Annotated in this window: 8 protein-coding genes and 1 tRNA gene; 2 read left to right on the forward strand and 7 right to left on the reverse strand. The window is 32.2% G+C overall.

What is annotated here, in order from left to right; all coding sequences use genetic code 11:
* Positions 1-23: 23 nt before the first annotated feature.
* From virB11 to WOVOC_RS01190, 6 genes are all read right to left on the reverse strand, one after another.
* Positions 24-1016: a P-type DNA transfer ATPase VirB11 gene (gene virB11, locus WOVOC_RS01165; RefSeq protein WP_025264060.1), complete on the reverse strand. Its 993-nt coding sequence runs from the start codon at positions 1014-1016 to the stop codon at positions 24-26.
* A complete protein-coding gene (locus tag WOVOC_RS01170) occupies positions 1013-2506 on the reverse strand; it encodes a TraB/TrbI/VirB10 family type IV secretion system protein (RefSeq protein ID WP_025264061.1) in 1494 nt (497 codons plus the stop codon). The genes virB11 and WOVOC_RS01170 overlap by 4 nt, the downstream gene beginning before the upstream one ends.
* A 16-nt stretch (positions 2507-2522) precedes the next feature.
* Entirely contained in the window at positions 2523-3329 is an 807-nt protein-coding gene (gene virB9, locus WOVOC_RS01175; RefSeq protein ID WP_014869094.1) for a P-type conjugative transfer protein VirB9, read from the reverse strand.
* Positions 3316-3999, reverse strand: coding sequence for a VirB8 family type IV secretion system protein (locus WOVOC_RS01180; protein WP_025264062.1), 684 nt, complete (start codon positions 3997-3999; stop codon positions 3316-3318). The genes virB9 and WOVOC_RS01180 overlap by 14 nt, the downstream gene beginning before the upstream one ends.
* A gap of 62 nt (positions 4000-4061) precedes the next feature.
* Positions 4062-5144 carry a GTP cyclohydrolase II gene (locus WOVOC_RS01185; RefSeq protein WP_025264063.1) on the reverse strand — a complete coding sequence of 361 codons (1083 nt, stop codon included), beginning with the start codon at positions 5142-5144 and terminating at the stop codon, positions 4062-4064.
* Between the two features lie 29 nt (positions 5145-5173).
* Positions 5174-5261: transfer RNA gene (locus tag WOVOC_RS01190), tRNA-Leu, on the reverse strand.
* A gap of 190 nt (positions 5262-5451) precedes the next feature.
* Here WOVOC_RS01190 and WOVOC_RS01195 point away from each other — a divergent pair.
* Entirely contained in the window at positions 5452-6705 is a 1254-nt protein-coding gene (locus tag WOVOC_RS01195; RefSeq protein WP_014869097.1) for a metallophosphoesterase, read from the forward strand.
* A 1187-nt stretch (positions 6706-7892) separates the two neighbouring features.
* On the opposite strand, the gene WOVOC_RS01205 is transcribed toward WOVOC_RS01195, so the two are convergent.
* Positions 7893-10934 carry a phosphoribosylformylglycinamidine synthase subunit PurL gene (locus tag WOVOC_RS01205; RefSeq protein WP_025264064.1) on the reverse strand — a complete coding sequence of 1014 codons (3042 nt, stop codon included), beginning with the start codon at positions 10932-10934 and terminating at the stop codon, positions 7893-7895.
* Positions 10935-11033: 99 nt separating this feature from the next.
* On the opposite strand from WOVOC_RS01205, the gene WOVOC_RS01210 reads away from it, so the two are divergent.
* The gene (locus WOVOC_RS01210) at positions 11034-13721 is read left to right on the forward strand and encodes a PD-(D/E)XK nuclease family protein (protein WP_025264065.1); all 2688 of its coding nucleotides are present in this window, start codon (positions 11034-11036) and stop codon (positions 13719-13721) included.
* Positions 13722-14272: the final 551 nt, after the last annotated feature.

Below are 14272 nucleotides of genomic sequence, written 5' to 3' on the forward strand. Positions count from 1 at the left end.
TACTTTCTTTTATTCATATAAATTTATAAGTTTTTATTTAAAGATCTAGTAAATAATATTTCAGAAATACTTCTTCTTCCCCCGTTGGTTCTTTTTAGTTGAATGATAATATCAATTACATTCTTAATGTATGGCATGATTTGATCTGGAGACATACCGAGGTTTGCTTGCATAACCATCAATTTTATTTGCTCAAGGGCCATCGTTGGACTATCAGCATGAATGGTTGATATTGACCCTGGATGACCAGTGTTTATTGCTCTAAGGAAACTAAAAGCTTCTATTCCACGTAGCTCGCCAACTATTATTCTATCTGGCCTTAAACGTAAACACGCTTCTATCAAATCTTGAGTAGTTACTTTTGCCCTGCCTTGCCCTCCTTTGGAGGCAATTAGATGTACTCTATTGAGATGATCATTCAAAATGATTTCCCTTGCATCTTCAACGGTAATGATTCTTTCTTTAGCTGGAATAGCACGCAAAGTAGCATTAGTGAAAGTAGTTTTACCAGTAGAAGTTCCACCACTAATTATGATATTTTTCTTATTTACTACAGCGTACTCTAAAAACTCTTTTATTTTCTTTTGCTTTAATAACAAATCCAGGTGAAGATCTACTGGATTATCAGTTACTTCTATAGTAGTTTCAGAAAAAGCTCCCATCTTCTCATAATCGTCTAATACCAATTGCATGGTGGAAGGTTTACGAATTGACATGATCGCTTTATCATGCTCACATGCTGGAGGAAATACTATCTGTATACGGTAACCATTTGGCAATGTTGCTGAAAGCAGTGGTTCTTCCTCACTCAGTTTTTGTTCTGTAGCTTGAGCGATTAATCTGCCAAGAGATTTTAAATGGTCAAGATCAAATACTTCTAATTTTTCACACCTCATTTCACCACGATTTTCAATCCATACTTCCTTTGGCTTATTTATTGATATTTCATTTACACCTTCTTCCTTAAAAAGGCCTTGTAAAGGTTCTAAATATGTGTCAAGTGCAGCATAGTTCATCTTATTAATTTAAATATTGCCTGTGGAGAAAATACTATATCTTGGTTAACAAATACTTTCAACGCAGTGCCTTGATCAACATAAATAGTTGTTTTTTTATCTGTATATTTGTTAACTATATCTCGCATATCTCTAGAAAAATCGTTGATTGATTTTCCAATTGCTTCTTCATAAACAGACTTGTTTTCTTGCTTTTGTAGTAATAGCTTTATATCTTCTAAATTAACTTCATCAACTTTATTACTGTCAATCGAATTTAACCCTAAGTCTTTTACTACTTGCTTAAATATCTCAACCAGACTTTGCTCGTTAGATGCATTCTTAATTTTCCTAATAGCTCCAATCTTAAGTTTCCACTCATCATTTTTTGCCTTCTCTTCATCTTGCTGGGAACTGCTCTTTCTGCCAATAATATCCCTAAGAGGAGAGATATCTATTTCAGTTGCAGTGATAGATCTCACTAGATTCATGACAGTAAATACATTAATAAGATTGGAAGCTTTTTGTGCTATAACAGCTGAACCAATTGAGACGCCTGCGAGTAATATTGAAGAAAATAATGCGCTTGCTATTTTGTTATCAATTATGCCAGTGATTCCCGCTCTACCAAGTTTATCGGTACCAAGTGATGAAATAGTAATATCTATTCCATGAGGAAGAATAATTCTATTCCAATTTATATTTATGCTGGCTCTTGCCACATCTGAATCGAACGAATAACTGCCTATTAATCTCGAACCTTTAGGTATTAAAACTGTATCACCAGCTTCTGCATAAACATCATCACTAACTACAGCACGCAACACACCTTGCAGATCAGAATCTATTGCAGTCTCAAGGATAGCATCAATAATTTTACCTTGAGTAATCATAAATTCTGGTTTTCCTACTTTGTTAGCTGTGCTTAATTGCGCTGAAGTGTTGGATAAAGTAGCATTGGCAGCCTTCTTCTCTTTTCCACTATCTAAAACTGCTAACATTTGTGTATTACGTCTATCTTTAGGATAACCACTGTTTCCTATTGTGGGCAATGAAGTAGGTAAATTGCTACTACTAATACTGCTGTAAGGGAAGTTTTGTTTCGGCAGGACAGGTATATTTGACAGATGAGCTTCTTTTGGTTTTTCTTCTTCTCTTTTTACTACTTTTTCTTTTTTAATCTGCCTTACTTCTGGTATAACTTGTGGGGTAGAAAGAGGAGGTAAAGACGGCAAATCAGTTATTAACCTTTCATGAAAAGTCGTATCATCTGGAACTTTTTCCAATTTTTCTTTTAACTCTTGAACATTTTGCTTTATTTCTTCTTTTTTAATGACTTCTACACTCTCTTTATTAGAAGAAGGATTAAAATAGAGGTAATACACTCCACTAACTAGAAATACTAAAATAATAATCACTAATATTCTATGGCTTTGATTAGAGCCAACTGTTACTACTTTGCTCTCTATTTCTGACTCATTGTCCGAATTATTATGTATCTCTTTGTTCATATTATATGTACCAAAGCTAAAGTGATCTATTTATAATTTCGATCTCATCATCTTCGTAGCGTATGAATAGCTTCCTATGCACCCCTTTTATTATAACATAACCATCAAATAACAGTCTTTTACAAGGCAATTTAGCTTTGTTTTCCTCTACAAAAACCTGAGGTATTTTGTTACCATCCTTAAATTTAAAATAGGTTAAATAGCCGTCATCAAACAACTCTATTGGTATTAGATCAGTTTTAACACCTTCATTGATATACGTATAATTGTACTTTGTGGCATTTTCCTGTACTACATCTTCAAGATTATCTACAACATATTGCATTTGAGTAGGAGTAGATATTTCATCTAAATCAACGTCAAACTCATCTTCTTCTTGAGGATAATAAAAACGTACTACATAAGATATATCTTTTTCAGTAGAATAATCATAGCTTGTTTTTTCAGTATTAGTATCTGGGTGTTTATCATAATTCGGTCTTGAGATTAAATCAAAAATATAATCCCTTTTTTTTGTAGTTGTAATAATCATATTAGTACGACCACTAACTTCAAATGGCATAATAAGTAATTTATTATCATAAGGACTAATTTTCCAACTAGATGCATCACCAACGGCGATATTTTTGACTTTCTCTCCTTCTGCAAACTGTATATAAGAATAGTAACCTTGACTGAAAACAACTGTAAATACTTCGTTAGGACTATACACAAAAGTTTTTATTCTGCTGTCTACAGAAATAGGCGTACTATAATTGACTGATGCATTTAAATTATTACTTATCAGTAAAGCTAAAGCTAATAATGTTCTATACATATTCATCATCTACTCTATAAGAAGTAACCTGAAATCCTAACGGGTTAACATACCTTTGCTGATCATTCATTTCAAGTGACGCATATCTATATGACATAATAGCTATTTTATTTTTTCTTATAGAGTTTCCATCTTTTTGTGTAAATTCCACAGTGAACCTCACCTGAAAGGTATTATCATGTAATTTCTGAATTGAGCGAATCTTAAACTCATTTTTAATAAAGTCTGAATATAAACTAAAAAGATCATCCATATTCTGTAGTTTTGTATAATTTTTAAACTCATTATATACGCTGGGTGAGGAAAATAATCTTACCTTTGTGTAGTAGTTATAATTATAGTTATATGGGTCAAAAATTTCTCTTGACTTTATATACTCTGCAATAAAATGATTATTTAGTACTTCATCTGCAGAATATTGTTTTACCGTAACAGGATCAACCCATTGCACTATTCCTGATTTTTTTTCAATTTCTATAACGAATGGCTCAATAGTACTACTAGTGCTAATTTTGAATATAGCTAATATGCTTATAAAAATTGCTACCGATAATATTAATGTAAATAGAAGTAGAGTATTTCTCTGAGCAACAACTATGCTATAACGATTCGAATTCCAATTTATATCTTTATCCAACAACTTATTATTTTTTTCTTGCTTAAAAAACTTTAGCATCTTAATTGTCTAAAATCTTGACTTATATTAATGAACCCAATAAATTAACGAAGTAGTTAAAACTAAAAAACTCTTAATCTATGACCTAGCTTACTAAATTTTGTCTCCATATATGAATCATTATATTTATTACGTTCCATAATAAGTGGTAGACACTTTGTAACCTCTATGCCACTACTTTTCAACTCTAATAACTTCTTATCGTTATTTGTAAGTAATTGGATTTTTTTGATGCTTAATTTCTCAAGTATTTTAGCTGCAACAGTAAAGTTTCTTTCATCATCTTCAAAACCCAGTATTCTATTCGCATCTACAGTGTCAAGGTTATATTTTCTCTGCATAGCATACGCTTTCAACTTATTAGTTAAACCAATACCTCTTCCATCTTGCATCAAGTATAATATAATTCCGCCCACAGAGTCAGACATTATCTGGATTGCTTGATGTAACTGGCTTCCACAATCACATGATAAGCTGTCTAACAAGTCACCTGTGTAGCATGAAGAATGAATTCTCACTAATGGTTCACCTTCTTTATTTGGATTGCCAATAATAATTGCATAATGTTCTTTTCCGCGATTTTTAGTTCTGTAAGATATGATATTCGCCTTTTTGGTTTGCCTCAAAAATAGAGATGTTTTGCATACTTCATATATATCATAATCTTGTTGGTAATGATTTACGAATGATGTATACAATGCAATAACATCATTCTTCTCACACCAATATTGCATTTCATTCTCATCTTTAAAAGTCATATCAACCACCAACGCATATGGCAATAACTCTGAAAACTTAAGCAAAGTGGTAGCATATTTATCTATTGTTTTTGAGCATTGTAACCTCTTTGTATAATCTTCTATCGAACAATTTATTAAATGGAGCAGTTCATTAAAGTTGCTTACTTGCAAGCGTTTGTTACCACTTTCTCCATTCTTTAATGTATGCCGCATCTTGCTTGAAGTTAAAGTGATATACAGATTTTCTGATATAAGCTTATGTTGATTAAATAAATCTCTCTCCAAAGTTTCAGCAGCAGTAAACAATAGATAATCATTTTTATTATATATTAAAATTGGTAAGCCACGCTTGATTTCGCTAATGGCTCTTTCTACCTTATTTTTACCTTGATTTTCTATAAACATCTTACCTATATAAACAATAATAAGAAAACTGGTGCGGACGAGAAGACTTGAACTTCCAAGGCCTTATAAGCCACAGCGACCTCAACACTGCGTGTCTACCAATTCCACCACGACCGCACTTCATTCTAGTTTTTATATAATTATTTTAAATTACTTAATCACTTTAAGATTTTTTATCTGAAGTGTCAATCTGATACTAGGATAATTTAAAAATTGTCTATACGATTAAGTAGCGGATTTTATGATTATAAACTTTACCTATTTAAGGTGATTACATTGCTAACTTTTAACTTAGGTTTTTATATAAATGAATATAGCTAATATTTTTGTTTTTTTGACTTTACTCCTTATAACCAATTTCTATTCTGTTTACGCACAAATATTGTATACTTGGTCTCAAGTTATTCCAGGAAACAAATTAAGTGTACGTGCAATTATAGGTAATAATATATGTCCAATTGCTTATATTGATGGTGAGAAAGTAGAAATGCTAAATCGCAGCTCAATTAACAGTGGCAATCACACCGAAACGGTTTGTGAACTGATAATAAAGGCAAGTGCTAAAAACATTAGTATTGATAATACACAAATTCCCACACTACCAGAAAAGATTAGTAAAATTGCTTTTATTGGTGACACGGGCTGTAGAACAAGTGCATTATTTCAGCAGGAATGCAATTCGGAAGATAGCTGGCCTTTAAAAAAAAATTTAGATTCTATTGCTCTCCATAAACCAGATCTAACTATTCATGTTGGCGACTATCATTACAGAAAAACAAAATGTAGAAAGGCAAAAAAGTGTGGTAATGTTTATGGATATAATAAAGAAGTTTGGTACGCTGATTGGTTTAATCCTGCAAAGGATATTTTATCGCAATCTTCCTTTCTTTTTGTTAGAGGAAATCATGAAGATTGTAATGGAGCTTATGAGGGATGGTTTAGGTATCTAGATCCATATCCCATTTCATCTGAAAAGTGTGTAGATTGCATTCCTAGCTGGTCTTTAGATGCTGGACCGATTAGATTCTTCGTCTTTGACTCTTCTTCTGGTAAGGATGTTTTTTCAAATCAAAAGATGACTGATACTTTTAAAAAACAATTTAATAAATTAGTGCAAGATAATTCTGATAAGCCTACGTGGTTTTTAACTCACAAACCGCTTTGGAGATCCCCAAAGAAAGAATTTCTAACATTAAAGAGCCATGGCAATCTTACACAAATTGAAGCTTTTGGAGATAAATTTCCCAGTAACGTAACTACTATAGTCTCTGGACACATTCATATAGCTCAGATATTATTAATGGACAGTGTTCCAGATCAGATCATAATCGGGAACGGTGGTGCATTACTACATGCTCAAGATCAGAAGCCGGTTTACCGAAATGTAGAGTTTAGTTATCCAAATAATAAAAGTTATTTAGCATATGAAGTTAGAAACTTTTTTGGCTTCGGTTTTGCAATATTAGACTTAGATGATCACGAATTTACTTTCTATAATCAAGATAATAAAAAAATGCATTCTGTAAAATTGACGGAAGACTTTAAGCTTATGGTATATTAAAGCTATCATTTAGCTTAATATGGCTCTCTTTTATGTTTAATAATAAAAATATTAATTATTTTTCTTATTGCTTTAATGTATACAGTATTAAGATCTGCTAATTATGAATTAGCCAGTAAAGAAAGTGTTAGAAATGGAAGGTCTTTTTGTGGTGTAAAGGATATGAAATAAGCGTAGAAAAAATGTGACTAGGAAGTTAATATGGGATTAGGTAAATATGTTCTATCTCAAGTCTACCTTTGAGGCATATAGAAGCTATCTTATAATAGGTCTTTTTTTCAGAAAAAACTTTCCATTTAATAAAATTAGTGTGGTCTTTATATTTTTATGTTAATTAATAGGCTTGAGGTTTTTATTAAACAGTTTTTAATATAGTCCTTACTTTAAAGTATAAACCTATTGATTTTCGAGTTAGATCTAAAACTAATCCTCTGCTATTTAACATTATTTTTTGCTAGAGTAAACCCTTGAATTTCACTATTTTTATTGATTACCATATGCAGTTTGGAACTGTAAACCAGTAATGTAAGTGCTTTTGCTTAACTTTGTAATTTCAGCAAAAACTTTATTTTTTGGGACTCTTTTTCTATAGCTTATTGTGCAATTAGGTATCGAATTAATATAGGATATACGTATTTCTTACTATGCTCGCATAGCCATTGTAGCAAAATCGAATATAATCGGCTTTAGCTCAATAAACCTACATATGAAGGAATATTAGAAAGTCTGACTTATGCAATACCTTTAAAGTAATAGTTGATAAAACAATTTGAAATTTTCGTATCTAATTTCAATATAGTAGAATTGTTATTATAATTTCGGAATACATTATTTTAGTACTCTTGTATTTCCCTTGTCATTGGATAATAGCCTACTTGTGAAACTTTCATCTATTATTTCGCAATTATTATCTATAAGACAACTCTATTATATTTTACTTATTGAGTAATCTTCTGCTATAGCTATGCTTGGAAGTTACCCTGTTTTTCTTCTTTTCTCTATTCCCTTTCTAGTTCATAGTTATAGCTAACTTATTTGAAATATTAAGTAAAAAAAAGATTAATAAACAGAAGAAGCAATAAAAACAGATATAATTACCTACTTTTAAAATGATAATCGTATATCTATTCCAAATAAACGTTGTCCACAATGAAAAGGTTTCTAGTATAATAGTAAATACTTTAACTTTACATTAGCATACTGCGGTAACTGTTTTCTAAATCTTTCAGATCTACTTTTAAGGTATCTTTTATATTTAGAATCTTTTCCTCTGTCACTTTGCCGATGCATGAGAAAACTATACCTCTAAATAATTCTTCAAACTTTTGTTGATTTTGCGGTGATATAGTAACTAAAATTCTACTTTGTGATTCAGAAAACATTATTATCTTGTTTATTATGTTCCTATTTTGCGTTTCTCCAATTGGTACTAGTGAAAGATCAATTTCAGCACCTAGGTCTCCTGCAATCAGCGATTTTACCAGAGCAATAATTAGCCCTCCTAAGTTTGATGTGATCGCGGAGACAATCATATCATTTTTTATTGCAAGATTATAACGCTGATACAACTTCTTAGCGCTCTTTGCATCAACCTTTGGTACCCTATTATCGCCTATTCCACTGTATAATTGATATTCAGATCTACCAAGCTCGTCGTAGGTTGTGCCAAGCACATATATCAAGTCCCCTGGCATTTTTACATCAAGCGATACCACGCTCTCGATATTTTCTACAACTCCAATTGCTGAGATGAGTAGTGAGGGTGGCGCAGAGATCATCACTTTCTTGCCATTTTCATCATATCCCTTGAAATCATTAAACATACTATCTTTCCCAGATATGAATGGAGTTTTAAATGCAGTTGCAAAGTTGTAACAAGCTTCTGCAGCTCTCTTTAGCTGCCATAGTCTTTTTGGATTATAAGCATCACACCAACAAAAATTGTCTAGCAACGCTAGATGATTTATATTTCCTCCTGCAGCCACACAGCCGCGTATGGCAGTGTCGATTGCACATGCTGCCATATGATAAGTATCAATTTCTCCGTAGCTAGAGCCAAACCCTTGCGATTTTACAACTCCTTTATTTGAAGAAAGGATTGGCCTTGAAACAATAACTTCGCTACACACTCTTCCCTTTCCTTGCAGTGGTTTTAACACAGATGAACCTTGAACTTCATGGTCGTATTGCACCACTATAAACTCTTTACTACATATATTTGGTCTGCTTAGCATTTCTTTTAGTTCAACTTCTAGAAAAGTAAGGTCTGTTGTCATTCTAGTGTATGATATGTGAGGGGTATTATCCCAGTGTTTAACTCTGGGATCCATTTTGTGCTTAAACTTACCATCATGTACACTTTGATACAAGAATTCAGGTTTAGTTTTTATAGACCATGGCTTTGTTTGTAAATAAATTTTAGGGTTGCCATCATGCAGAAACTTAGTTTCCATATCCATTATTACTATCCCTCCTGGATATTCGACAATAGCTTTGCCACTGTTGTTAAATTCTCCAATTACGCTGATTTCTACATCATGTTTTTTCATGATTTGCCTAAATGCAGGAAGGTTTTCTTTTGGTACTGCTAAAGTCATTCTCTCTTGTGATTCTGATATCCATATTTCCCATGGAGCCATATCATGGCTTTTAAGTAAAACCTTGCTTAAATCAACTTTAAATCCATCTCTTCCCATTTCACCAATGGATGATGATAGGCCACCTGCTCCATTATCTGTTATTGCATTATAAAGACCAAGACCTCTTGTTTCCATTACGGCATTTGATAATTTTTTTTGCGTAATAGGATCACCAATTTGTACAACTGTTAAAGAACTGCTCCTTGATAGTGCCTCTGAAGAAAACGTTGCACCATGAATTCCATCTCTTCCAACTTTTCCACCGATAATTACGATTTTATCACCATTTTTAGGTTTCTTAATATGTGAAGGTACATTATTTATACTACGCGGGATAATTCCAACACTTCCAACAAAGACTAATGGTTTGCCACAAAACCTATCGTCGAAGTATACTGATCCAAGTTGTGTTGGAATTCCAGAGGAATTGCCAGCAACATTAACACCATGAATGACTTCTTTCATTATATATTTTGGCCGTAAAATCTCATCGATACGTTCTTTATCCCTATAAAATCTGTCTTTTATTTCTTTAGCAAAGCAAAAATAATAGGTATTCATTATAGGTTCTGCGCCCTTGCCAAAACCTATTATATCGCGATTAACTCCAAGTACTCCAGTCATTGCTCCTCCAAACGGATCAAGAGCTGAAGGGCTATTGTGGGTTTCAACTTTATCTACAATTAAGTAATCTTCATCGAAGATTATTCCTCCTGCGTTATCAGAGAAAACTGATACGCATATTTTAGAATCTATCTCATGTGTTGCACGCTTAATATAATATGTGTATAGACCATCTTTTATTTTGTCAATAGGAGAACAAAAGATATTGTGCTTACAATGTTCAGACCAAGTTTGTGCAAGGGACTCAAGTTCAATGTCGTATGGATTTCTGCCAAGTTTTTTGAAGTGATTTCTTATAGTTTTCATTGCCATGAGAGAAAGCCCTAAAGGGCCATTACCATCGATTCCATCTCTGCTGATCTTCTTAAGTTCTTGGTTACTTACGTTTAAATCGATAGGTTTAGCTCGATTTCTATCTGCAGTTGTTTCCTTTTCTGTTATTATATGGCTTTGTGCTGGAACGATACTATAGTGAATGTGTGATCTGCCGTAATACTTCCAATGACAATTGCCGTTTTCCTTATAAATAAGTTTACAATACTCAGTGATAGGGTTAAATTCTTGTTTTATATCGTCTTTAGTTGGTGCGCTTCCTTTACCTAAAATTAACTTAGAGCTTCTTGCATTGATGTAAATATCTTCATAAAGATGGCCTTTACTTATTAAATATTCTCTAACGATTTGTTTTACTGTATTACCTACATTATCGTTCATGCCAGGTAGGAAGCTTATCTCTAAACCCCACTTGGCTTGCGGTTTTATAAAATCGTATCTAACCTCTTCAAGATCTTCATTGCAGAGGTAATAACGGTAGTCTTGTATAACTCTATTGTAAAATAACTCACAAATTTCTTTATACAGCTTTGGTGGTAACTCTTTACTTATGCAGATTGAGTAAATATCGACTAGCCACCTGTGGTTAACCTGCTTACATTTATTTAGGACTTCTACTCTGATATTTACCATACAATATTATGAATAAGTTTTAATACATAATAACATAATAAGCTTCAAACACATTTGTATTTTACTATACAATAAGCATCTTATTAGTCGATATCTTTTGTGGGGAAAATTTTTACTATTAATACATGTGAAACTTTCTTTGATGTGCTGATTCAGCATATATTTTTTGAATATGAAAGAGAAAAAATTCCTGAAATAAAGATCATACTTCCTTGTAAAAGAGATGTTATAGCGTTGCTGAGTGCATTCAAGAGCTACAGCGCTAGAAAATGCATAATTCTACCGGAGGTAGTTTCACTAGAAAACATTGATGAAGAAGATTTAATATTAAATCTTGATAAAATCAGAGTTATCAAGCCGACAAAAATGACGCTATTGTTGATTCAATTCATACTGGAGTGGAATAAAAAAAATAATGATAACTTTCCCATTGAATTGGCTTGTAGCCTACCATTATTGCTTGATAAAATTCAAGGTACCAAGACAAAGGACTATTATCAGTTTGGTAGGTACTCAAAAAAAATAGAGAGTTTCATAAATTTGCTTGGTGAAACTTGGAGTAGAACTCTAAGAACTCTAGGAGTAATAGATATATCAAAACATAAGAGTGATTATATAGCAAATATGGTTACTTCTTTGCAAAGAGATCAACATATAATCTTTGTCGGAATTGGAAAGGGTAAAATCTACAAGTTATTAATCAAAGCTATATATGACCTGCCATTTGGAAAAATAATCTTACCTAACCTAAACTTTAAAATTAAAGAGAAAGATTGGGAGTCACTCAGCAAAAGACATTATCAATATAGTGTAAAAGACCTGTTGGATTACTTAAATGTAGATAGAAAAGATGTGAGTTTTCTAGATGAAACTTACATTGCTGTTGTTCCAGGACGTGAAGCTGGAATCTGTGATCAAGGAACTGTAGAATATTTAGATTATATCTTTGATACAACTGCTGATCTTAGTAAAGTTAGTAGTGGGTGCATTAAAAATATTGAAGTTATCGCTTGTGCTTCTAGAGAAGAAGAAGCACAAGTGATATTATTAATTATAGAGAATGAAGGTTATGAAAATGTTTCTTTGGTCGTTCTTGACAAATTACTTGCAACCCGTATGGCTTGTTTATCAAAACCTACATCAGAAAATAACTCTTACATAATGCTTTTGCTTTACAGCATCGAGATTTTAACCTCAAATTGGAATAGTGTGGCATTGCTTGCACTTCTCAAACATGAGCTAGTGACTTTTGGCTACTCTAAGGAAGAATATGCTCAGATTTTATCTGAATTTGAAATAGAGGTATTACGTAGTTTTAATACCAACGGTCTAAGTGATATTATAAATGTTATCAATACCCATGAAAAGCTAAAATATAAAAAGGATATATTACTTATTATCAATAATTTAAAGATTATATACGAAATATTAACTAATGTTATAAATTACTCAATTTATGATATAGTAACAGCTCATTTACAGTGTATTCATATGCTTTCTAATGTAAATCTTTTAAAGATGGATAATGAAATAGGTGATTTTATTTGTGATTTTTCGAATGCATGTGAGGGTGTGAAAGTTAAATGTTCTTTGGAAATATACAAGCAAATTCTAACTTTCTTCCTGAAGAAGGAGTTTTTTTCTGTAGCAAGTGACTTAAATAGATTCAGTTTATATTACAATAGAGTTGTAATACTTGCTGGATTTTATGATATGCCGAGTTTTCAAAATCCATTTTTGAATACTCTGATAAGAGAAAAATTTGGTCTTCCTTCTGTACAAGAGGAACAGGGGTATTTTTTATATACCCTGCGTAATTTATTTGGTGCAAGCAAAGTTTATATTATAAGCTTGCTGAGCGACAGGAAGCCAACTATATTAAGTCGTTTGGAAGTTCTGTCACAAAAACCAAAATATCCTTATCGTGATTGGCTAAGAATATTAAATACACCTGAATGCATTGTTCCATGTACCCAGCCTACACCCAAGCCTCAAGCTAAAGTTAGAGAAGAAAAAATGCAAGTGATGTCTTCTAGTGCAGTAGAAAAACTGATTCGTAACCCTTACTCATTTTATGTTGAATATATACTGAATCTTAGACAGCTAAGAGAGTTAAATTTTAAGCCGTCAATACTAGAATTTGGTACTATGGTGCATAATATTCTTGAGAGGTATTTATGTGATAAGAAGCCACTTATGAGCATTGCAGGCGAGATATTCTCAACTAGTCAGTTTAATTTCTCAAGTATGTGGTGGGTAAAGCTGCAGAGAGTAATTCAATCTTTCGTTAAATTTGATAAGGCTAGAAACAATCATATTAAGTTAGAAAAAAGCTTCTCTTATCCAATACCTCATATTCCAGCACATACCGGTAGTCATGTTACTTGGATGACAAAAGGAATTTCACTGATAGCAAGATGTGATCGAGTTGAATACCTACCAAATGGACAAGTGGCGATTATAGACTATAAACTTGGTTCACCACCTTCCAACAAGGAAGTTATGTCAGGGTTTTTTCCACAATTAATTTTACAAGCCTTAGCGGTCGAATACACAACCAAAAAAGAAATTTCAGAACTTGCTTATTGGAAGCTTGATTATGATAAAATAAAAATTATTCGTTTGAAAGATTATAGACTAAAAATGCAGGAATTTCAAGATAATTTACCAGGTTTTTTGTCTAGTTATTTAAGGGAGAGTACTCCTTTTATTGCTTCTCCATATTTCGATAAGTTTCTAAGATTTAATAATTATAAACAGTTAGAAAGAGTAGAAGAGTGGTTTTAAAATTAGTAAATAGTATTATAAAAGTAACCAATGCTAGAGTGGGCTTATTATACTGCAGCGTTAACATATAGCAGTGTGTTGGTAGGTTTTTATGTTATTTTCACTTTGAAATTTTTGAAAATGATATAAAAGCAAAACAATATTTTTGATTACATTAAATTAAAAACTGGGTTTCAGAATGTCTGCTAATTTTGTAATGCCGTTATAAAATGAAATGAGATACAAGTTGACTAAGTAAGAATTTTACCTTTAGGGTCACATTTTTACTTTAGTCCTTGAGCGAGTTGCTAAAGTAATATTTTGTGTTAAATTATCCTGGCTAAGTGAAAGTTATAGTCTCGAAAATATATAAAGAGGCATTTAAAGGACATGGTTATCAGAGAGTATAGATGTAGAAGAGATTAAGAAGGCACATTACAAATTTATACTGGAGTAGTATCATGATAGAATAGTTTTAGCTACAAGGTGAAAAGAGAGTGTAAAGTAACGGAAAAGACTAAGGAAATAGAGGAAACAACAGTAGTATATTGAGTACTAACAGATAAGATTAA

Source organism: Wolbachia endosymbiont of Onchocerca volvulus str. Cameroon (assembly GCF_000530755.1).
Taxonomy (GTDB): Bacteria; Pseudomonadota; Alphaproteobacteria; order Rickettsiales; family Anaplasmataceae; genus Wolbachia.